The 21,523-nt window shown below is 47.4% G+C and carries 23 protein-coding genes and 1 pseudogene; 7 read left to right on the top strand and 17 right to left on the bottom strand.

Annotation, left to right across the window (positions count from 1 at the left end):
- Nucleotides 1–22 precede the first annotated feature (22 nt).
- Both EL633_RS31665 and EL633_RS31660 read left to right on the top strand, forming a co-directional pair.
- A complete protein-coding gene (locus EL633_RS31665) occupies nucleotides 23–208 on the top strand; it encodes a hypothetical protein (RefSeq protein ID WP_126631206.1) in 186 nt (61 codons plus the stop codon).
- 271 nt (nucleotides 209–479) lie between these two features.
- Nucleotides 480–1,127: a hypothetical protein gene (locus EL633_RS31660; protein WP_126631205.1), complete on the top strand. Its 648-nt coding sequence runs from the start codon at nucleotides 480–482 to the stop codon at nucleotides 1,125–1,127.
- 68 nt (nucleotides 1,128–1,195) lie between these two features.
- Here EL633_RS31660 and EL633_RS31655 read toward each other — a convergent pair whose 3' ends face one another.
- Nucleotides 1,196–1,432 carry a hypothetical protein gene (locus EL633_RS31655; RefSeq protein ID WP_126631204.1) on the bottom strand — a complete coding sequence of 79 codons (237 nt, stop codon included), beginning with the start codon at nucleotides 1,430–1,432 and terminating at the stop codon, nucleotides 1,196–1,198.
- On the opposite strand from EL633_RS31655, the gene EL633_RS31650 reads away from it, so the two are divergent.
- Both EL633_RS31650 and EL633_RS31645 read left to right on the top strand, forming a co-directional pair.
- Complete coding sequence (locus tag EL633_RS31650) at nucleotides 1,431–1,751, top strand: alpha/beta fold hydrolase (protein ID WP_126631203.1); 321 nt, start codon at nucleotides 1,431–1,433, stop codon at nucleotides 1,749–1,751. The genes EL633_RS31655 and EL633_RS31650 overlap by 2 nt on opposite strands.
- A 786-nt stretch (nucleotides 1,752–2,537) precedes the next feature.
- Nucleotides 2,538–4,307, top strand: a complete 1,770-nt coding sequence (locus tag EL633_RS31645) for an ArnT family glycosyltransferase (RefSeq protein ID WP_126631202.1) — start codon at nucleotides 2,538–2,540, stop codon at nucleotides 4,305–4,307.
- A gap of 106 nt (nucleotides 4,308–4,413) precedes the next feature.
- Here the strand turns inward: EL633_RS31645 and EL633_RS31640 are convergent, their stop codons facing one another.
- Complete coding sequence (locus tag EL633_RS31640) at nucleotides 4,414–4,611, bottom strand: YwbE family protein (protein ID WP_126631201.1); 198 nt, start codon at nucleotides 4,609–4,611, stop codon at nucleotides 4,414–4,416.
- A gap of 605 nt (nucleotides 4,612–5,216) precedes the next feature.
- Here EL633_RS31640 and EL633_RS31635 point away from each other — a divergent pair.
- Nucleotides 5,217–5,501: a hypothetical protein gene (locus tag EL633_RS31635; protein ID WP_126631200.1), complete on the top strand. Its 285-nt coding sequence runs from the start codon at nucleotides 5,217–5,219 to the stop codon at nucleotides 5,499–5,501.
- A gap of 178 nt (nucleotides 5,502–5,679) precedes the next feature.
- Here EL633_RS31635 and EL633_RS31630 read toward each other — a convergent pair whose 3' ends face one another.
- The 13 genes and pseudogenes from EL633_RS31630 to EL633_RS31575 all read right to left on the bottom strand — a co-directional run bounded on the left by EL633_RS31630 (nucleotide 5,680) and on the right by EL633_RS31575 (nucleotide 17,947).
- Nucleotides 5,680–6,294: a pentapeptide repeat-containing protein gene (locus EL633_RS31630; protein ID WP_246039304.1), complete on the bottom strand. Its 615-nt coding sequence runs from the start codon at nucleotides 6,292–6,294 to the stop codon at nucleotides 5,680–5,682.
- Between the two features lie 255 nt (nucleotides 6,295–6,549).
- Nucleotides 6,550–8,223, bottom strand: a complete 1,674-nt coding sequence (locus EL633_RS31625; protein WP_126631198.1) for an FAD-dependent oxidoreductase — start codon at nucleotides 8,221–8,223, stop codon at nucleotides 6,550–6,552.
- A gap of 18 nt (nucleotides 8,224–8,241) precedes the next feature.
- Nucleotides 8,242–8,526 carry a hypothetical protein gene (locus EL633_RS31620; protein ID WP_126631197.1) on the bottom strand — a complete coding sequence of 95 codons (285 nt, stop codon included), beginning with the start codon at nucleotides 8,524–8,526 and terminating at the stop codon, nucleotides 8,242–8,244.
- A gap of 84 nt (nucleotides 8,527–8,610) precedes the next feature.
- Nucleotides 8,611–8,763, bottom strand: coding sequence for a hypothetical protein (locus tag EL633_RS36825; protein WP_161982619.1), 153 nt, complete (start codon nucleotides 8,761–8,763; stop codon nucleotides 8,611–8,613).
- A gap of 444 nt (nucleotides 8,764–9,207) precedes the next feature.
- On the bottom strand, nucleotides 9,208–9,768 hold the full coding sequence (locus tag EL633_RS31615) for a type 1 glutamine amidotransferase domain-containing protein (protein WP_126631196.1): 561 nt from the start codon (nucleotides 9,766–9,768) through the stop codon (nucleotides 9,208–9,210).
- A gap of 35 nt (nucleotides 9,769–9,803) precedes the next feature.
- A pseudogene (locus EL633_RS31610) lies at nucleotides 9,804–10,651 on the bottom strand (aldo/keto reductase).
- Between the two features lie 18 nt (nucleotides 10,652–10,669).
- Nucleotides 10,670–11,821, bottom strand: a complete 1,152-nt coding sequence (locus tag EL633_RS31605) for a glutathione-independent formaldehyde dehydrogenase (RefSeq protein WP_126631195.1) — start codon at nucleotides 11,819–11,821, stop codon at nucleotides 10,670–10,672.
- Nucleotides 11,822–12,256: 435 nt separating this feature from the next.
- Nucleotides 12,257–13,492, bottom strand: a complete 1,236-nt coding sequence (locus tag EL633_RS31600) for a leucine-rich repeat domain-containing protein (RefSeq protein WP_161982618.1) — start codon at nucleotides 13,490–13,492, stop codon at nucleotides 12,257–12,259.
- A 319-nt stretch (nucleotides 13,493–13,811) separates the two neighbouring features.
- Complete coding sequence (locus EL633_RS31595) at nucleotides 13,812–14,570, bottom strand: hypothetical protein (RefSeq protein WP_126631193.1); 759 nt, start codon at nucleotides 14,568–14,570, stop codon at nucleotides 13,812–13,814.
- Between the two features lie 262 nt (nucleotides 14,571–14,832).
- Nucleotides 14,833–15,306 carry a hypothetical protein gene (locus tag EL633_RS31590; RefSeq protein ID WP_126631192.1) on the bottom strand — a complete coding sequence of 158 codons (474 nt, stop codon included), beginning with the start codon at nucleotides 15,304–15,306 and terminating at the stop codon, nucleotides 14,833–14,835.
- A gap of 95 nt (nucleotides 15,307–15,401) precedes the next feature.
- Nucleotides 15,402–16,040 (bottom strand): hypothetical protein, encoded by a 639-nt coding sequence (locus EL633_RS31585; protein WP_126631191.1) that lies wholly within the window; start codon nucleotides 16,038–16,040, stop codon nucleotides 15,402–15,404.
- Between the two features lie 51 nt (nucleotides 16,041–16,091).
- Complete coding sequence (locus tag EL633_RS31580) at nucleotides 16,092–16,985, bottom strand: pentapeptide repeat-containing protein (protein WP_161982617.1); 894 nt, start codon at nucleotides 16,983–16,985, stop codon at nucleotides 16,092–16,094.
- A 50-nt stretch (nucleotides 16,986–17,035) separates the two neighbouring features.
- On the bottom strand, nucleotides 17,036–17,947 hold the full coding sequence (locus tag EL633_RS31575; RefSeq protein WP_126631189.1) for a pentapeptide repeat-containing protein: 912 nt from the start codon (nucleotides 17,945–17,947) through the stop codon (nucleotides 17,036–17,038).
- A 437-nt stretch (nucleotides 17,948–18,384) separates the two neighbouring features.
- Here EL633_RS31575 and EL633_RS31570 point away from each other — a divergent pair, with 437 nt between their 5' ends.
- Both EL633_RS31570 and EL633_RS31565 read left to right on the top strand, forming a co-directional pair.
- Nucleotides 18,385–18,912: a DinB family protein gene (locus tag EL633_RS31570; RefSeq protein ID WP_161982616.1), complete on the top strand. Its 528-nt coding sequence runs from the start codon at nucleotides 18,385–18,387 to the stop codon at nucleotides 18,910–18,912.
- A gap of 277 nt (nucleotides 18,913–19,189) precedes the next feature.
- Complete coding sequence (locus EL633_RS31565; protein WP_126631187.1) at nucleotides 19,190–19,582, top strand: VOC family protein; 393 nt, start codon at nucleotides 19,190–19,192, stop codon at nucleotides 19,580–19,582.
- 156 nt (nucleotides 19,583–19,738) lie between these two features.
- On the opposite strand, the gene EL633_RS31560 is transcribed toward EL633_RS31565, so the two are convergent.
- A complete protein-coding gene (locus EL633_RS31560) occupies nucleotides 19,739–20,287 on the bottom strand; it encodes a P-loop nucleotide/nucleoside kinase family protein (RefSeq protein ID WP_246039302.1) in 549 nt (182 codons plus the stop codon).
- 271 nt (nucleotides 20,288–20,558) lie between these two features.
- The gene (locus tag EL633_RS31555) at nucleotides 20,559–21,476 is read right to left on the bottom strand and encodes an alpha/beta hydrolase (RefSeq protein WP_126631185.1); all 918 of its coding nucleotides are present in this window, start codon (nucleotides 21,474–21,476) and stop codon (nucleotides 20,559–20,561) included.
- Nucleotides 21,477–21,523 lie beyond the last annotated feature (47 nt).

Genomic DNA, 21,523 nt, shown 5'->3' with positions numbered 1-21,523 from the left:
TACATTCTATCGCAATGTTGGGATGCGAGGTGGTCCCGCTCCCGTTCGTGCCTATATAACTGAGCTGCTAGATGCGGTTCTCGCTGGCAAGATTAACCCCGGCCGCGTCTTTGATTTCACCACCGATCTTGATCATATTATCGACGCCTATGCTGCAATGAATGAGCGCCGTGCGATTAAATCGTTGGTCAAAGTAGGGGAGATATAGAGAACATATTGGTGGATACCGCCAGGTGTCCACCAATGGAGGAAATGCATCTTGCTGGCGAATTGCAGGAGTCACTTCGTTCAAAATGGCAAAAGCAAACTTTTCAACACTTCAATCACAGTTCTGCTTTAAACCATATTTTAAGATTGATGTGACAATTAATAGTGACAGTACTCATGATAGTGGTAAAATGGGTCTTTAGCTTCTTACTAGATGCCCCTTCTTAAAAGAGGCAACCAACTCTCTGACCTTCGAAAAGAGGTGTTCATCTATGCCGTCCAGTACGCTAGTGCCAATCGGCACGGAAGATCAATATCTAATCGAAAATAATCACCTGGGTATTCCGCTCTCTGTTTATGGACTAAAAAAAAGGCGAATACGCTCTCTCACCTTCATGGGATGGCTTGCTTGCACTTCATCTATTCTTGGCTTGCTTATACTCATAGTACTCACATTAGCTAATTGGCAACAGATTTTCGCATCTACAATTCAACATCTTCAAAATATACAAATAGCGAAACAAATGGAGATGAAGCAAACTCAACTTGATGAAGAACGTTTTTTGCTGATTCGCTCTTTCGTCGTATTTGGATGTCTATTTCTTTTTGGGATGCTGCTCTTGCTTGTTAGCGTTCCGTCTCTGAAAAAGAGACGGGTTATTGTTTGTAAGTACGGTCTCCTCCAAGTTCACAGAAGAATGGGGCGTAATCACATTGACATAATGCGCTGGGAAGAAATCCAATCACTTCAGTCGAAACGTACATTTCTCGACCGACATTCTACGTATCTTCTACGCAAGCAGGGTAAACCATTCATTCTTTCCCATGAGTATAAGGATTTTGGCGCACTATTTACACAGATCAAGCAATATAGCCAGATGGGAGCCGCCTATCCATTTCCAGCAAAAAAACAGTGGTAGTTCATCTGTTACTACTGTTTACATGAGACTCATTTATAACTCCTGGCACGGAGTCGCTTGAGAATGCACTAGATTGCTTTTTGAGGATTGTGTGCCATTGAACCAATAATGACGCCAGCGGCCACCAGGGCACTGCCAAACATGCGAAGCGGGGTCAGCGTATTGGCTCCAAGCAATACTCCGCAGAATAGCGCGCTGATCGGGATGATGCCAGAGAACAGTCCTGCCCGTTCCGATCCCATGCGGATAAGCCCGGCGTACCAGGAAAAACCTGAGCGTGCGAGCAGCACCCCTCCCTGGCTCATGAAGCTGTTACTTCTGCTCTTCCTCAATGTCCACGAACGAAAGCAGATGCTCAATCTCCTCCCTGAAAATCTGCGCGAGCATCAGGAAGTAGCTCGGCTTGACAGTAGTTATGAACACTATCAAGAAATACCTGCCAATGTCCTCCTCATGTATGGAGGGAAAAGCAATAGCACATGGGTAGATATGTCCATGGAGCGGTTGGCAGCGGTACTCCCACGATCTGAAACAAAGGAGTTTCCAAAACTCGACCACTTTGGGATCGATAAAAAGGCCCCGCAAGAGGTAGCCAGGGCAGTCAGCGTGTACTTTCTGAAGTGATATGTTGCACATGATACATTTACTTCAGCGATCATTTATCTCCGATCGCTGAGGTAACTTGCTCCTGTTCTTACTCTTCTACAAACAAATTTAGATAATGCCACATGCGCTTTCAGGGTACGATATGAGTTGAGCCTGTACGAAAAAGCAGCGAATACTCGATTGTCATCTTATAACGGTAAATTTGATGCCTGCTCTATACTGTCTAGTATTAATAGGGAAGATAACAAAAAATAATGAGGCCGATGTGATGGAGGAAAGAGTCTGCCAAGTAATTTGGATCTTCCGCACTCTCCGTTAATAGTATATCTTGCAAATAGTACTGTCTAAGATTTTTTAAATTTACTTCATTTATATCATCTGCTATATTATACTCTCATGGTTTTATTCAAGCTAAGTTCGTATCAATTGTATTGCATTTAAAGTAACAAGAAGCGAAATAAATACAACATGCTTTAGAGCTGCTATGAAACCAGAAAATTTCCATTTAATAGGTATGAGTAGATCATTTATATTTATCCAAAAGCAATTCTATCTACTTCTCATACCATCCTTGTGCCATAGGAGCTAGATTCCAGTATTATGTCATTGCCTGGTTCAGAATGAGGATGCTATGAGTTCAAGTAAAAAGTTCTGGATGATTGCTTTCATGCATATAACGGAGTTGAGATACCCGGGTTGGAGCCCCCACCACTTATTCCATCTCCTTGCCTCAACCAATCTACTCCTATTAGTAACATTCAGCTAGAAATAAATTGCAGAAACCAGCACAAAGGATCGAACAAAATGAATACATGGCATGGTCACCTAAAAAAGCTAAATATTGGCCTTTATGAATTCGGCATGGTCACCTTAGCTATAATGGCCTGTCTACTACGAATCGCCTTCATTGCATTGCACTACCCTACCACTAATAGCGACGAAGGTGTCATGGGATTAATGGCCCGACACATCGCTTATCACGGCCAATGGCCGATATTTTTTTACGGACAAGGGTATATGGGAAGCATTGAAGCGTACATAGGGGCCCTTTTATTTCACATCATGGGTAGCTCCTCTCTTTTTACGCTGCGCCTCGGCTTAATTTTTATTTTCGCACTCTTTCTCCTCACTATGTATTTTCTTACTCGCCAGCTTTATAATCGATCTCTGGCACTTTTTACAACGCTTCTATTAAGTCTTGGATCATTTGATATAACCAGTCATCAGTTAAAAGCCTTTGGGGGTGGTCCAGAAATGCTCTTTCTTATTGGCATAATCTTTCTCATTGCCAATAAATTAGTCTTTACTGCACCAGTGCAAAATTCGGAGATTACAAGGAAAGAGAGATGGCAACGCTGGATGCTCTATGCTATCCTCGGACTAGCAGTGGGTGTAGGGATCTGGAGCGATCTGCTTATCATTCCTTTTATTGCTCCTGTGGGTCTGCTTCTCTTGATATTTTGTCGCCATGAAGTATTCTCAAAAGCTGGTTTATGGGCAGTTCTTGGTATCTTAATAGGTATTGCTCCGGTAATTTATTATAATCTGACACTCAGCAACACTGATCAAAGCACCCTGGGCGCAATGATAGAAATCCAAAGTTCAACGGCTACACAAATGGCTCAACAACACCTCACAAAGAGCACACAGTTGAGTGGAACGTTGTTTATCTCTATACCAACAATCACAGGATTTAATCCTCTTTGCTCAAAAATCAGTTTTCCTGAATTTGAGAACCATAATTCTGCTAGTTTACACTGTGTTGTAGAACATGGTGGCTGGACCTTAGGTTATTCTCTTCTCTGGATTAGTGCAATTCTTATTTCTGCATTTATAATATGGAGGATTTGGAACTCCCTTCGTCAATCACGTTACCAGCAAAAATCAAATCGACATTTACCATACACAGAGCAGTTCCTTCTAAAACTCCATAGTGCGCGTCTATGTTTATTAATCAGTGCCGCACTTACGATTTTTGTTTATATAAACAATCCAGCATCTGCCATTGAACCAACAGCAAATGCACGATACTTGCTCAATTTGCTCATCGTAACGCCAGCATTACTCTGGCCTCTTTGGAATGGATTTAATGAGATACATATTCCTGTGACTATTCAACGGACAAAGAAGCCATTATTCATTCTAAGAGTGATACTTTTATGTTTCATCTTATTTGTCTATGCAAACGGTACGATTGGTATGGTAAAAGATATATCTTTTTCTCAGAAAGCTTATCAAAAACAACATGAACTCATTCATAATCTTCTACAGATTGGTGCAACACATGTTTATACAGAATACTGGACGTGTTATCGTATCGCGTTTGAGAGTAATGAGAAGATAGATTGTGTAAGTCTTACGAGTAGTTTGCATATTGCATCGCATCGTGAGAATCGTTATCCTCCCTATACGACAAATTTGAAAAAAGCTTCTGATTTCGTATACGTCTTTCCAATCAGCTCTCCTCAAGCACAAACTATGGCACAAAAGCTTAAACTCATTAACAAAAAATATTACACAAAATACACTTTTGATGACTATTTCGTTTATCGCTTGAACTTTCGTTTGAACTGAGTGTAAACAAACAGTCCAACGGTGGATTGTACCCAGGTATCGTGCTCATGATACCTGGGTACAATCCACCGTTGGAAATGGAGCAAACTCATCCTTGTGTGGCATATTACTCTTCGATATTCTGTACGCGCCCAACTTGTCCATCGACAAGCCGTACCTTGATCCCATGTGGATGAGAAACGGAGTTGGTCAAAATATCCTTGACGATCCCTCGGGTCAATTTTCCTGTTCGCTGATCTTGCTTGAGGACAATTGATACTTCGATTCCCGGACGGATATCGTGACGGATGCGTCCATCTGGCATTCAGTTTCGCTTTCTACTACTATCCCTGGTAAGTGAATGGTGTTACACACCATCCATAGCAACTCGCATTCCCTTCATGAGTCCTTTTTCTGTTGCATTCAGGAGAAACAACATACCGGAGCCACTCGCTCTAATAATGCGGCAAGGGAAAACTTCTGCGGACTCGTTTTTAAGCGAGTAGGCAGACTGCTCCACATATTGTACGCCTAAGAGGCGTGACTGTCCATTATTGCGTCTTCACCGTCAGGGCTTTTTCATTTTCAGCCGGGAGTAACTGTCAGGCCAATCATATACAGAGTATTTCTGGTGTGGTGTGTTCTGTGGGCGGCCGCGGCCGCCCACAGAACACACCACACCAGACTCTGGCGCCGTAGGCGCCAGGAAGAGGAAAATTAAAAAGCCCTGCTTCACCGTAGCTTTTACAGCTAGTCCGATGTACTCTTGATAGCCAGAGAAATGCGATCTGCTTACGCGAATACGTGTGGTCAAAAGAGGGGTAGGAGGATAATTGCGATGGGCGAGATGGGTGATATACTCTCGGTATATCCGGCAAGATCCAAGACTATGCCAATTACTATTACAACTGTTCGAGGAGTTGCGTCCACATGGCACAGATGAAAACGAAGCAAGAATTAATTACCTATTTTGAGGCGAAGAGTAAGCGTGGAGAACAGAAGCAGGGAGCTTTCTATGAGGCCGTCAATGAAGTATTGTTGTTGCTGGAAGAGATCGACGATATTGGAGAGATCAAATCACAAGTACGGCGTCTGCACCGAGAGAAGATGCGAGAGATTCAGGGGATCGCTGATATCGATGAGCGGATCGAACAACGCAAACAATTAGCCGTCTATGATGATTGTCTGACGCGTATGCGCACTATCTCTGCATGATTTTGGTTCCGAGCAGGACTCAATGGAATCACCAGTTTTATCGCGGAGGGGAGAGTCACTATTGGGCTGCGGCAAGCTTTTTTGGGGCGAGTCCCAGCAAGCATGAAGATTCGCCCGTTACCGTATGGATGAATTCAAATCACCAAATTTGACGGAGTTCCAATGACCTCATGGAATTTCAAGATTTACAGGAAGATCGAGATTTGTTGGGCATAATAGTCCCTTCGAGTGATTTGGCCTGAAGGAGTTGTGCCGTAGTAACGTTTGTTGCCAGAAGGTTGAGCCCGTCAAGGTTTGCCCCACGTAAATCTGCATTGCTCAGGTTAGCTGCGCGCAGGTCCGCACCTCGCAGGTCCGCTTCACTGAGATCGGCTCCGCTGAAATTGGCCTTGCTCAAATCGATGATACTGATAAGTTCAGATTCTGCCAGAAACATGAAGAGAATGCTTCTGCGGCCAGGATCTAATAGTCGCAATACGGTCCAGGTGCGTGTGCGAGCAACAGCGCGCACCTCCGTATTGGTTTTTGACTCACGTAAGTTCTCGTTCAGCAGGAGTTCCGCCATTTTATCGAGGTATCCATGGAGGGCGGCTTCTCGCGCCTGTTCAGTACTAAGCCATGCTGTTCCCACGCCGACTACTACTGGAATTGCCAGAACGCCAAGAAGGTTGAGCCAGTCCCAGAGTGTTCTCCCTTGAAAACCAGTCCAGTTCAGGTGGTAGCCAGCCATAATGGCAACAATGGAGACGACTAGCGCAATGGCTATCCCTTTACTCAGTACCCGATGTCGCATTATATACTGCCACCACATCAAAAATCGTCTTCGCATCTTATCCCTCCAATATTACCCAGGAGGTGATTGTCCGACGAGAAATCGTCAATGGTATCCTGGCTATAGAGATGTATCGCCAATCTGAAGCGTTCTGATCGGCCGCAGGTAGGGACATTGTCCTTCTAGATTATGGAACATTCCATGATCCATCTCCTTAGCCGCACTCGGAGCGGCGTTTTTCGCATGAGTCGTTAGCAATCAATCAGGTCAAAGCCATTACGCCCTCAAGGCTGAGTTCTCCAGGTAACGATGTACGAACATCACAGCCATGGATCCCTCTCCGACACTAGCGGCAATGCGCTTGACAGAACCGTGACGTACATCGCCCACAGCGAAAGTACCGGGAACACTGGTCTCCAGGTGGAAGGGCTCGCGATTGAGTAGCCAACCTTTTGGAACCTGCCCTTCGTGAACCAGGTCAGAGCCAGTTACGATAAAGCCCTTCTCGTCCATTTGAACGACGCTCTTTAGCCAGCTTGTATGAGGTTCAGCCCCAATATAGATAAACAGGGCGGTCGCAGGTAACGTCTGCCCTTCCTGGGTGATATCATTGATAATCGTGATACTTTCAAGGTGTTGCTTGCCCTGGACAGCAATAACGCGTGTACTGGTCTTGACCTCAATATTATTTGTGCTCGCAATCTGGTCAATGAGATACCTGGACATATCTTTTGCGAGTGAGTCAGCGCGTACCAACATTGTCACGTGGCGGGCGTATTTCGCAAAGTAGATGGCGGCCTGTCCAGCGGAGTTTGCGCCACCGACAATATACACATTTTCATCGATGCAGGCCATGGCTTCGGTGATTGAGCCACCATAATAAACCCCTTTCCCCGTCAGGTGCTCAATTCCTGATACATCCAGTCTCCGATAGGAGACCCCACAGGCGAGCACGAGGACATGGCAGCGTAGCTCTGTGCCATCGCTTAATTCAACGCAGCGATACTGTCCATCCAGGCGCACTTTCGTAGCTTTTTGCGGCGTGATAATCTCCGCACCAAAGCGTTTAGCCTGGATGACAGCACGACACGCAAGATCATTTCCCGATAATCCCGTCGGAAAACCGAGGTAGTTCTCGATTCGCGAACTGGTTCCCGCCTGCCCTCCAGAAGCCTCTTGCTCTATAAGGAGGGTATGCAATCCCTCCGAGGCGCCATAGACTCCCGCGGCAAGCCCGGCAGGTCCTGAGCCAATAATAATCAAATCATAGAAGGGTTGCTCCGCGTGCGTCTTGAGATGGATTTTTTCCGCAAGTTGAACTAAGCTGGGCCTGATCAGGTAAGAGCCATCGGGACAGACCACAACCGGCAAATTTTTCTGGCTTAAATTCAACTGAGCCAGCACCTGATTCGCCTCCGAACTATTTTCGATATAGAGCCACTGGTAGGGGATGCGGTTGCGCGCCAGGAAGTCGCCAATCTCATGCATCTGGGGGGACCAGCGATGCCCCACAAGGCGTAGCTGTATCAATGATGTTTCATAAAAGGCCTGCCAGTCTGCAAGTAGATCATCGAGCGCGGGATAGAGGTGGATTTCCGGTGGCTCCCAGGGTTTCATGATGTAGTAATCGATGAGTGAAGTGTTGATGGCCTGGATGGTGGCGCGGCTGTCCTCGTAGGTTGTGAGCAAAATGCACTTGGCCTTTGGATAGAGAGCACGCGCAACTTTTAGAAAATCTGAGCCCTGCATCTCTGGCATCTGCGCGTCAACCAGGAAAGCCGCAACCAGCTCGTTTTGCACATTCATTTGTTGGAGCTGGTTGATGGCCTGCTGGCACGAGGTCGCTTCGAAGATGCGAAAGCGGTCCCTGTATTTCCGTTGGAGATCATGTTCAAGCTGATGTAAGACAGTGGGCGAATCATCTACCACAACTATAGTGGGCTTCGGCATATCTGACTTCCAATTCAACTATTTTTGTTGATGCTCTACAAATAGCTTCTCTCTCAATCTATTATACGCTTGGTGGCAAAAAAAGAGCCAGGGGCTTGCCTGGTTTTTACTATCTTTCTCGATTTTTTCCTTACCCTTTTTCACTCGCTGACGTTGTTCATCAATTTCTTCCCGAAGCGTACTTGCGAGCATTTCGGCCTGTTTATATGCAACTTCCATGCTTTCCAAGTCATTCTCACATCCGCTAAAAATGTCTCCAGATGTTCCTTTATAAATATGCTCCCGAACATGCTCTGGTCCCATTTAGGGTTTCCCTCTCCGCTGAGTTCGGTGGTCATACGGGATCTCTCTACCCTTAGTCCTCTCCAGGACACTACAAAACACGCCTTACGGGCACACATCCGCTACCCATTTGCTGTTTGGTTCATCAGCACTGAAGTCGCGCTGAAGCAGGTTGGGAGCTACCTGCGCATCTAGTTCACTTTGCATGGTAACCGTGCGATGACGTGGACGTTTTGCAAAGAATCCCTGTTCGCGCATCAGACAAGATACCCGTTTTCACGCACAATGAAGCCCTTGCGCATCCAGCTCGGCATGAACCCATGGACTCCCATAGACGTAGCGATTGTTCTGGAATGCCGTCTTCACTTGTTCGGCTTTGTTGGAGTAGGTGCCACTGATGTGGTGAGCCTTTCTTCAGCAGAACTTTATCAAACGCTACGAGTGAGGCTTGACATTTCGTATTTGATCAAGATGTGTACAAGCAATCATACCTTTGCTCTCTTTAACTTTGACAATCCAGGCACCTGTTATCTCTACGATGGAGATGAAGCGGCACGCCTGGCACGATTCTCAGGATGTATGTCAGCGAGCAAGGCACAGGCAACCTGACAAAGTTGCCTGTGCCCTGGGGATGAAGTCAAGGCGTGATGCGTTCCATATATTCTCCATTCATGCCATGGTTGCGGTGCGATCTGCGTCTCGTTACTGGTGTAGAAGGCTGACCTGCGCAAACTCCTGAATGATCGCGCGGCAGAAGGCTGGCAGATCGTCAGGTTTCCGGCTGGTCACCAGCCCCTTTTCCTGGTGGACCTCCTCGTCCACCCAGGTGCCACTGGCGTTGTGTATATCCGTCCGCAGGCTGGGCCAGGAGGTCACGGTCCGCCCGGCCACGATGCCCGTTTCCACCAGGGACCACGGGCCATGACAGATCGCGCCAACGGGCTTGTTCGCAGCAAAGAACGCGCGCACAAACTGCATCGCGTCGGAGTTGATGCGTAGCCGATCCGGGTTACACGTCCCTCCAGGCAGGACCAGCGCGTCGTAATCGGAAGCTTTAGCCTGCGGAACGGTCGTATCGACTGGGAAGGTATCCGCCGGGTGGATGTCCTGGTTGGTGGCCTGAATCTGCCCTGGTTTGATGGACACCAACACCGGATGTCCTCCTGCCTTTTTGATGGCGTTCCAGGGGGTCACCAGTTCTACTTGCTCGACTCCATCGGTGGCCAGAAATGCAATTTTTTTCCCTTGAAGCTCGTTTACCATATGTTTTCTCCTTCGTCTTTAAGAGAGATCTCCTGTTACAGCATCTCAAGCGGACGCGGCCCAGTCGGCGCGGGAAATACGCGGTCGAGTTGAGCGAGATCCTGTTCGGTCAGGTGCACATCGAGCGCAGCATGGTTCTCTCGTACGTGCGCCGTGGTCCCTGCTCTGGGAATAGTGTTCAGACCAGCGTGCCGGAGGACCCAGGAGAGCGCTATCTGAGCCGGCGTCACGCCATGCCTGGCCGCCACTTCCCCAAGCGCAGGGTGGCCAGGCAGTCTCCCCTGTTCGATGGGCGAATAGGCCATGATTGGGAGACCTCGTGTGCGGCACCAGGGCAACAGATCATATTCGATCCCGCGTCGCGTGAGGTTGTAGACAACCTGGTCGGTAGTGACAGCGGCACCTCTAGGAAGGGTCAGCAGTTCCTCCAGATCCGAGACGGCGAAATTACTCACACCCCACAAGCGGATTTTCCCCGTGCGGACGAGTGTTGCGAAGGCGTCGAGCGTTTCCTCCAACGGGATCTGCCCACGCCAGTGTAGGAGGTAGAGGTCCAGATGATCTGCCCTGAGGCGGTGCAGGCTGCGCTCACAAGCGGCGATTGTTCCGCACCGGGTCGAGTTCTGTGGCAAGACCTTGCTCACCAGGAACGCCTCGTCGCGTCGTCCGGCAAGTGCCTCACCGACGAGTTCTTCAGCGGCGCCATCCGCGTACATCTCGGCAGTATCGATCACGGTCATCCCGAGTTGAGACCGAGGCGCAAAGCCGCGATTTCCTCCTTGCGGCGCCGTGCGTCTTCGGCCATGCCCCACGTCCCCTGCCCGAGTACCGCAATGGTGTCACCAGATGGAAGTCGGACCGTGGGAAGGGACGTTGGAGCCATCACAAACCTCCTCACGAGTTAATGCGTAGGATGGAGGACCACTTTGGTCCAGCCGTTGTCGCGCGTGTCGAAATGCTGATAGCCCTCTGGCGCCTCGTCCAGGGACAGGTTGTGCGACACGATCCAGGATGGGTGGGCCTTGCCCGCGTGGATGAGATCGCGCAGGTGACGGTTGTAGGCCTTGACGTTGGCCTGACCGGTGGCGATGTGCTGGCCTTTGAACCAGAACAGGCCCATGTCAAACGAGATCTTACCCTGCTTATACATCTGGTCCGGGCTCCCCGGATCCTGGGGGATGTAGACGCCGACTACGCCGATCCCACCGGTGAAGCGGACCGATTTCACCAGGTTGTTCATTGTCATGTTCGGGTGCTCGTGTCCCTGTGGGTCGTGCGCCTGGTAGCCCACGCATTCGCAACCCTTGTCGGCCCCTTTTCCGTTGGTAAATTTGAGCACCTCTTCCACCGGATTCACCTTCGAGTCGTCGATGGGGATCACGCCAATTTGCTCGGCGAGCTTGAGCCGGTCGGGGTGACGATCGACAATCATGACCTTGCTGGCATCCTTGAGGGTTGCGGAGTACGCCGCCATCAGCCCGACCGGTCCTGCTCCGTAGACTACTACCCAGTCCCCAGCCTTTACCCCAGCAAGTTCAGTGGCGTGCCAGCCGGTCGGGAAGATGTCAGCCACCATTACATAGTCAAGTTGCTTCTGCGGATCGCGCGCATCGTCTGGCAGGCGCAGGCAGTTGAAGTCGCCGTAGGGCACCCGGAGATACTCGGCCTGCCCTCCCTGATAGGGTCCCATGTCGGCGAAACCATAGGCCGCGCCGTCGACGCCAGGGGTCGGGTTGGTCGTGAGGCAAAACGCGGTGAGGCCCGCCTCGCAGTTGCGGCAAAAGCCGCAGCCGATATTGAACGGCAGACAGACCATGTCGCCCACCTTAATCCGGTCAACGGCACTGCCGATTTCGACCACCTCGCCGAGATTCTCATGTCCGAAGATCCGGCCCTTCTCGAAATCGGTCCGGCCCTCGTACATATGCAGATCAGAGCCACAAATGTTTGTACTCGTAATTCGCACTAAGACATCGGTCGGTCGCTCGATTTTCGCGTCCGGCACCTCTTTCACGCTGACGTCGCGCGGTCCATTGTATACCACAGCTTTCATAACATCTCCTCCCAAACACATCCCTGTGTACTTGCTACTGCGAGGGGGAATGCCCGCCTCGCCCTGATGGAATACTCACGTGTTCGCCCTCAACAGCATGCTCATGGATGTGGTCGTCCACATGATGCATCTCTATCTCTTTGCCCCATCGTTCCCTTAATAGAAATGGGACAGGATTGGCGCTCAGGGCGTGTGTTCCCTTTGAGACCTCTCAAGAAGGGCCGTCCTTGGTAGCCATTCACTAAAGGTAGCTACGTATCGATCTCACAAAAAGCGACTCAACGATCTCGAATGCCGCACAGGGTCACCAGAAAATGGTTTTCCGTCATCTTCCGTGCTCAGTAATATTCAGTGATCTGGCTGGAGTGCATCCTTCATTGCTCTCATGCTTCCATGGTATTCTGGTTCTTCATTCCTGATCATTCCGCTTCTAGACTACTGGAATGGATACTCAAAATCACTACTGAATTCAACCAAATTAGGAAGTGTTTTCACCTCTACAGGTATGTCCTTTAAGGGGTTCCTCGATATATCTAACGTTGTTAATTTTTGTAGTTGTCCCATTTCCTTAGGAAGCAATCGAAATTGATTTTGGCTCAGGTTTAAGTAATCCAATAGAGGTAACTGCCAGATTTCTACAGGAAGTTCTTGTAAGTGATTATCTGCAACCACCAGTCCTTGCAACTTATTCAATTGCCCAAGTTCTTTCGGAAGTTCTCGTAGATTATTACCAGCCACAGAAAGATCTTCCAGGCTCTTTAACTGCCCAATTTCTGCAGGCAATGCGTTCAAATGATTATAGTCTAAGTCCAAACATTTAAGGTGACGGAGTTGTAAAATAACATAGGGAAACACTTCTAACTGATTATGATCTAGACGCAAAAATGCCAGATTCTGTAAAGATGATATATCATCCGGAAGATGTCTTATGTGATTATGAAAAAGGAAGAGATCGGTTAAAGCAGTCAATTCATTCAGCTCAGGAGGAAGCAATCGAATAGTATTCTTAGAAAGGTACATTTTTTTTAAGCTCTTCAGTTGTCCAATTTCTTGAGGGATATATTCCAGATGATTTTCTGACAAATCAAGCTCTTCTAGTGAAAGAACAGAACAGATGGATGCTGAAAAGACCGATAAATCATTTGCAGTCGCATCGATAAAGCGTAGTTTTTTTAAAAGGCTGATCCGCAGCAGCAAAGAGGTGAGACCATTGTACCTCAAATGTAATTGCTGCAAATTATGTAATGACCCTATTTCCTCAGGAAGTGACGTTAGATGGCGGTTAGACTGTACTATAAGAGATTCCAGCAATGACAATTGGCCAATTTCTTTTGGCAGAGATGAGAGGTGAGTATTGACTATCTCTAATTGTCGCAAGTTCTGCAATGTTCCAATGGTAGGTGGGATATAGGTAATTCGTGGTCCCGCAATGCAGAGTCGTCTCAAGTTCTTTAATTTGTAAATATCTGGTGGAATAGCTGCAATATCATCTCCCTCTATAGTGAGCTCTTGTAACGTATCCAAGCTCCACAGTTCTGGAGGAATTGAAGCTGTATTTCTAACCATGCACCTTACCTTTTTTAAGATATAGTTATCTTCGTATTGCACATGGCTAAATGCTATGCCCTTCGCCTCAAGCAGTTTCAATACGTCAGCGCTACCTTTGGACATCTGATACTCCTTCATCAAACAAAACCGTTAAAAAAAGTCCAATGATTCACTTGAATCTATGACGTTTTCATCGCTACTTAGCATGTCCTTAACAATAAAAGGTATACCTGTACATCCACGCTAGCGGCAAATACCGCCAAAAGTCGCAAACAATCACACTGTGCAAGCTGTGCAATCAGGTTTGAGCGCGATAGTGATGCTGCCCAGCATATCAGGTAACAGATAGGAAGGCGAGTACACCAACTTTCTTCATGACTACCCATTGTTCACCCACGCTATAGTATTTGGTCGTTGGGCGACCCCATTGGTAGTGGTGATATCAGTAGCCCGATACCATCTTTTTCCAATCAAGATGAGTATGTAAAGCCTCACGTAATTTCTTCGTTAAAGGAGAGGTTTGAGGATCCATGCCATAATCCATCCAATCAGCAAAGGCAAAGAATACGCCACCGTCTAAAAAATATTCGACCCAGAGTGCATTATGAAATAGTGAAACGTCTCGTTGAAGCTGACGCATAAGTCCTGGACCAAAAAAAGTCCAGTCAAGAGGTAAAGATTCGTTAGTCTCAAGAAGTTCTTGCAATCCTATAATAGGGATCCAAGGGCTTTGAACGCCGTAAATAGGATGGACGTGATTATAGACTACCATCCCTATGTGTGCAAACGTTCTCATATTTTGCTCTGCTATCTGCTGAGGCAATTCTTCAACCAGGGTATCATAACTACCACCAATGGCCACACCACATGAAAGGTTATCAATCTCTCTCACACTGAATGTTATCTCTTCTTTTCCAGACGCAAATGGCGCCTCAAATCTAGCTGCAATAAGTGTGTGTGGGACAAGTTGTGTTAATTGAGCCTGTATCATCTTTTCTTGTTCTTCTACAGGTACAAGACTTGTATCAATCGATACATAAAACGTATCATCATAATCGTCTTTATCTATGAGGTATGGAGTACATTCTAGTGGTTCCAGCAGCGTATATCCACTTTTAAGCAACCCCTGTAAACCAGCTATTCCTACATCACGATATGATGTACCATACACACAAAAAGAAGTCGCCATTCGTGGCATCATTTTCTTATTCCTTATTGTACGTACATCCTACGGAGTAAATATCGCTTGTAATCCATAGAATACACATTATTCTACTCATGCCAGAAACCTATTTCTATGGACCCTTCATATAACTCTTCACAAGGTAGGAAGTCTTTACTTTTTACCCTAAATGTGAGTGAACGCCAAATCAGGTGCATAACGTTCGAAATAAGACTGTAGGGGTCCATCTTCCCACTCGCCTTTAGGGACATATAAAAAAAGGGGATGCGGGCGGATGAACTTATCTTTGGTAAAAAGTGATCACTCGACCTTCTTCACCTCCAATATTATCTCCTATCTCAACAACAAAGTCTTTATCCGGAAAAAGATTCTTCAGTCTCAAAGCCCAAAAGAATTTTAGTGTTTCTCCAAAGGCATCCAGGAGTTGTTCATTTTCCAATATCTCTAACTTCTCTGCATAAAACATTTGCCCCAAAGATGAAGCATTCATCACACGTTCCAGAGAACGTCTCTCCTCTTGAGTTCTCTTTTGTTCGTATCGTTCTAGACCAATTTCATCCTTTGAGGGCTGATATTGTTCCGCTAAAAATATCAGGTCTCCTACTTCAACAATACGAGGCCAAAATACACTGGCTACCGCAAGAGTTGCTGGTAATCCCACAAAATTTGTAGCATAGTTGGCTAAGGTGGGAGAACCTTTATCTGGAAAATCGCTAAGCAAACTTTCTTTTACTATACTCTCGTAAATCTTCACCAATCATTTACTCTTTTACCAGCATGACGTACATAGATTATCACCAGATGATGTCTAGCACAAAGCTAGACATCATCCTGAGATCATGAGAAGTCTTAAGGCAATGAAATAAAACCCCAGCTATTTCCCTCCCATAATGGAAAAGGATCAAGGACGGATAATTTTGTATTATAAATGAGTGCAACTTCTCTCCAATGCAATTGCTGATCTCGAAAAGAGAGAATTTGGGACTGTGCTTCCTCCAGTGAATTGGTCATCTGAAGCAAATTGAGTTGCTTTGGAAATGTAGAAATATCTTCATCCCAATACAATCTTACCTGTATAGGGTTACATATTGCATACAAATTTATACTACAATTGATGAATGTATTTAATAGTAACTTTGTGTCGTCAATACTATCAGCATTGAACATACCTTCATCAAGGGTTATATCCAGTTGCCAGAAATCATTATTTTGAGCAAGCGACACCTGGACATAAAATGCACTGTTAGGTAACCAAAAAGACACAAGGACGTCATCATGGTCGTCATAAATAGTTGACCACAAGTCACGAAAAGAACAGTAGATGTCATCGCCCTCGGTGGTAGAAAAATAGACGCCTTTATGATCATTTCTTTGGGGCACTGGAAACCTCAATAAGCTCTTATGCATTGCCTCAAATATCAGTGGCCACCAATACATTTTCTCTTTACTTGATTCCAGGAAAAAACATGCATATAAATAATCGCTCAATATTACCTCCTGGTTACCCCTGTCGCAAAGAACGCCTCCAAGAGTGCATGATTACGCTTCTTCCCACTCCTCCTTATCATGTTCGTTGTCCCACTTCACCCAATCCTCAGAATAGATTTTATGCTTCGAGGTCAATAAACCATTGGATAGAGTCACTTGATCCCAATCCACGAGAGCACCATCGAATAAGGTATCTTCTACCATCGTCTGATCGAAGAAAGCCTTCGTAAGATTAGCTCCTCGTAGATCCGCTCCTCGTAAATCCGCTTGTTGGAAATCGACTTTCCTCAAATCCATCTCTCTCATGAGCGCTCCACGCAAATTGGTCTCGGACAGATAAGCACCACGAAGTTTGAGATGCGTCAAATCAAGACCATTGCGAGCTTCTACTATGTTTGTTCTCGATAAACTGGTCCATCGGAAATCAGCACCGGTCAGATCAGCACCAGCGAAATTGACATCATACATCATACATTCACTCGCATGTATTCCCGCGAGGTTCGCACCACGCAGATCCGAACGTTCAAGACTAGCTTTGCGTAGCGTCGCCTTGCGTAAATCTGCAGCACACAGCTTCGCATCATTCATAATGGTACGCACAAGAAACGCGCCTTGCAAGTTGGCAGAACTCATATTCACACAACTACACATACCATCAAATAAATCAACACCACGCAGATCAGCCCCCACAAAAGACGATTCAGCTAAGAACGCACAGCTAAGGGAAGCACCTACTAAACAAGCCTCATCAAAATTGGCCAGCGTAAGATCCATGTAATGAAATGTGGACCCCGAGCCATTCACACGTTGGAATTCTCGCGTACTCGTTTCACCACCTGAAAAATCAGTTGCTCGTAAATCCGGTACAATGTGTGGATAGGATTCACGCCATTCATCCCAAAGCTTGTCCTCAAAAAACAACCGAACATGTTCTGGATTAGCCATTATAGGTACTCCCTTCATACACACACAACTATGTTCCTCACCGAGAAGAATCACGAACCTGTTTCTCCTTCATTCCATTTCTGGATGTCTCGCCAACGTTGGCGTGGATTTGTAGCCAGCCACCACTTTGGCATCGTATGCAGGGTCAAGAGATCATCAGATCGCGTTATCATATCCCAATTGAGCAGAGCTCCATCTAGAAGCGCTCCAGCAATCATCGTCTGGTCAAAAATGGCGGCAGTCAAGTTGGCGCCTCGTAGGTCAGCTCCTCGTAAATCCGTGCGTTGGAAAGAGACTTTTTGTAAATCCATCTCGCGCATGACCGCTCCCCGCAAATTCAACTCGTTCAAATTCGTGTAGCTTAAGTGTATCTGGGTAAGATCATGTCCACTTTGCGTTTCCAATATATTGACTCTTCGTATATCAGCCCCTTTCAAGTCGGCACCAGTGAGATCAGCGCCAGCAACGTTGGCACCCACAAGCAGCAATTCACACGCTCGCGCTCCTGCAAGCGTTGCCCCTCGAAGATCAGCGAAACGCATGTCAGCTTTCCTGAGGTATGTCTTCTGCAGATCAGCCGCCCTCAACTGTGCATACCCCATCTTTGTATTCGCCAAGCATGCTTCCTGCAGGTTGGCATAAGACATATTCACCTCTCGACAACTTGCAAAGGAAAGATCCACCTGACGCATATCAGCAAAAGCAAAAGAGGCATTGCAGAGTTGTGCCGAATTGAGGAACGCATGGGTAAAGATGCCTCTTTCAAAGTTCACATCTGCCAAATCCATATAGCTCAGATCGGCTTCTGACCAATCGACCTGTTGTACATTTCTGCCATCCATGTGATCAAAAGACGATATATCACTCGCACGTAAATCTGGCACGATGTCTGGGAAGCGCAGGCGCCACGCCTCCCACTGCTGCGGGTCACGAAATAACTGCAGATGCTCTGAATTAGCCATCCAGTTGCCCTTTCCATTTCATTCAAACAAGTTACAACTATGTATCAGGTAATTATCTCTGTGCAGAGGCAGCAAGCAAGGCGTTTACCAAAAGACCTTTTTCTGCATTCACTTTACCCTTATACATATTTATCCTTTAATCCCAAATAAATATAACCTCAAGCTTGATACTGTTGCAATACTCCAACAGGGTTAAGATACCAAAAGATTGTGGTGACTGACGTCATAACTGGCATATTGATTCGGGATGTTGCTCAATGTGAATTATGTATACGCATCTGGTCCAGCAATGTTCGAGGCCGTGTTTTGGAATGCGCAGCGGTGATCCTGCGTGGCAAGAAGAGCAAGATAGAAGAAGTTTTGTTCCTTTCTCTCTGCTATGCTATTCACACTCCTCCTCATGGGAGCACATAATCAGAAGCAAGGAGCAGGCAGCTATGACAGAACAGGTATCTCCCCTGGCCACGTTTTACAAACCAGGTTGGGAAAACTATCAACGAGCCATGGTCAAAACGATCGCACCACTTTCCTCCAAACAACTTGCCCTCTCTGTGGCACCACATTCTGTGTCCATCGGAGAGCTTCTCGCCCGTATGATCGGTACACGCGTCAACTGGTTCTTTGCATGGATGAGGGAAGAAAATGCCGCGATGGTCGCTATAGACCGCTGGGCGTCCAGCGATGAGTCAGCTGTGCCTGAGGCCGCTGAACTGGTCGCCATGTTTGAGGAGACCTGGCGCGTAATCTCTTCCGCCCTGGACCGCTGGACCTCTGCGGATCTGGAACAGCTTATTGTACCTCCGGCTTCTCAGCAGGAATGGCGACGGAGCCATGGGCAAGAGGAAGAGCCTCCACATACACGGCAGTGGATTGTCTGGCATGTCATGGAACAGGAGATCCATCATGGAGGCGAGCTTTCCCTGGCATTGGGAACCTATGGGGTAGACAGTTTCTATACCTGGTGAGGATCAACGATCCTCATACTTGATCCAGTGCTACGTGGTAATAGCATGACTGTCCGACGTTTTTTGAGGTGAAACATGGGAATCAGCCAGGAAGAGGTCAGAAGAACCACTTTCGATCTGAGTTCTGCCATCGCCATTTTGCAAATTGGGGCTACATTTGTGGAAAATGCTGTTTTTCATCTCGTGTGCGAGCACAGGTTGAAAAGTACAGAGTTCAATTCACAATAGGCAAAAACCTTGCTGTGATAACTCACTCAAGAAAGAAGGGATACAAACGATGTTTCACAAAATTGATGCAACGGTCTTATTCGTTCAGGACCTCTCCAAATCTATTGAATTCTATCGGGATACGCTGGAACTCTCGCTGGTCTTTCAGGACGCTGGCTCAGCGACGTTTAAGATGGAAAACCAGTATATTCTCCTGCTAGCCCCCTCGACGGCGACGAATCTGCTCAGTGATGAGGCAAACCCGGTCAAGATCGAGGGGAGCGCGCGCTTTCTGCTAGCAACCGGCGTAGAAAATGTTGACGCTACCTATGAAACGCTCAAGTCCAGGGGTGTGACCTTCCTCAAACCTCCCATTAGCCAGCCCTGGGGACTACGCACGGCACATTTTACCGACCCTGAAGGCAATATCTGGGAAATTAACCAATCTATAGAAGAGAATTAGAAGAGAGGCGAGCCATCCACAGGCTCCTCGCAAAGGGACCTGGATGGTAGATTGGAGAGTATGTGTATAACTGCCAGTACCACTGCAATTCATACGAACAGGATCAGCAGTACACCGCACATCCCGAACAGGATCTCATCGTAGCATTTCAAATGCTCATGCATATTCATCGGGGAACGACGGCCAGCGCGAGGCCGCCCAGGCAGACCAGGACTCATATCCAGGAGGGGCATCCTCCAGGATGGTACCATTTAACTCGGCTTCATCCGGTTCGTTTTCGTGAAAGAAGGCACGCCATTCCATCAGTTCCTCTTCGCTCATCTGCCATGTCTGGTCCGGACTCTCTCCATAGCGGCGTTGGACACGCTTCCGTTGCGTTTCCGGGTCAATCGGCAAATAAATCACCTGACTTTTCGCTCCTATCTGCCTGGCGATCCATCTCAGAGACGAGCGTTCATCTTTGCTCCAAAATCCGAAATCCAGGATGACATTGGTATGAAGCTGAAGAGCACGCAGAGCTAGCCAGATCAAACGACCTTCCAAGATATCTCTTGTTGCCGGATCGTTTCTGCCAAATAATGTCTTCATCCACTCATCTGGAGTCAATCGTAAGGCGGAGGCTTCCACTTCTAATTGCCTGGCTTTTGTGGTCTTGCCAGCGCCTGGAAGCCCCACCAGGAGATACAATATTGCTGGTTCTTTCATTCCTACATTATGGCACATTGAGGGGCCATGACGGCGAGTCTATCCTGCTGGCGTTTGTTCGGTTTATCAATCGCTTTGAAAAAAAGCAACCAGGAGATGAGAGAAAATTGCACTGCCATAGTATAAGAGAGAAGTTTTTCTCAAAAATCGCCTCAATGCGCTCTTCAAGCCAATCTGTATTTCATCTACGTTTTTGCGTAATTCCTCTCGCTCAGATCTCATCTTTAGGCACTCTACGAAAGCGGGTCAAGTCCACTCCTGACCTCTGTGGTTACAAAGTGTCCTTACTCATTGGCATGAGATGAGTCAGAAACCACTCTCTTGCCGCCGCACTCGCTTCTGCAAATGTCCCTACATAGGGTGTGAAATGTTCGCCAGGAAGTAATACCAATCGTTTTGGCTCAAGTGCCTGCTCATATGCATGAAGTGCTAAGTCCGTAAAGGTAACCGTATCGGAATCGGATACAATCATTAAGAGAGGCGTTGGACTGATGCGAGCGATGTAGCTTCCTGGCTCATAGTCACGAGCCATCTCATTCGAACGGAGGGTAATCGCATTGTGCCAGGTGGCTGGTCTGCTTTCTGGGCGTGAGAAAAACGCGACCGCATCAGGGCTGCCATAACGTCCTTGCCCTCCTGCTGTCTCAGGGATTACAGGGCCTAACGCCGGTGACCCACCCGCATAGACACGCTCATGATCAATGGCGAACGCTTCATTCATTCGAGTGATTTGATCTGGTTGCATGCGTCTGAGCCAGGCCTGATAACCACTAATCGTGGGAACCTGTGCCACCACACACCGGATGCGTTTGTCAATCGCACCAAGCACGAGCACATGTCCCCCACTATAGCTGGTTCCCCAGACACCAATACGGTCAGCGTCCAGTTCCTTGCGCGTCCGTGCATAGCTGATCACATTACGGTAGTCACGGATTTGCGCCCACGGATCACTCTCTTGACGTGGCTCACCGTCACTCGTGCCGAAATTGCGATAATCAAACACCAGGGCCGCCAAACCTGCTTGTACAAATACCTCGGCAAAGTGAGCAAGATACTGCTCTTTGACTGCGGCGAAGCCGTGAGCCATAACGATGACAGGGACAGACTCATTGTGCGGCGGCTCTGGAAGGAAGAGCCAGCCACGAAGTGTTACCCCATCCGAAACAACGTTCACCTGTTCGTGCTGCATTACTTTTCCCCTTCTTCTTTCCTTGTGTTTTGCCTTTTTCTTGCTGT

This window comes from Dictyobacter alpinus (genome assembly GCF_003967575.1).
Classification (GTDB): domain Bacteria; phylum Chloroflexota; class Ktedonobacteria; order Ktedonobacterales; family Ktedonobacteraceae; genus Dictyobacter; species Dictyobacter alpinus.
Note: the sequence above shows the minus strand (reverse complement) of the source record. Positions and strands in the feature narration are given on the sequence as shown.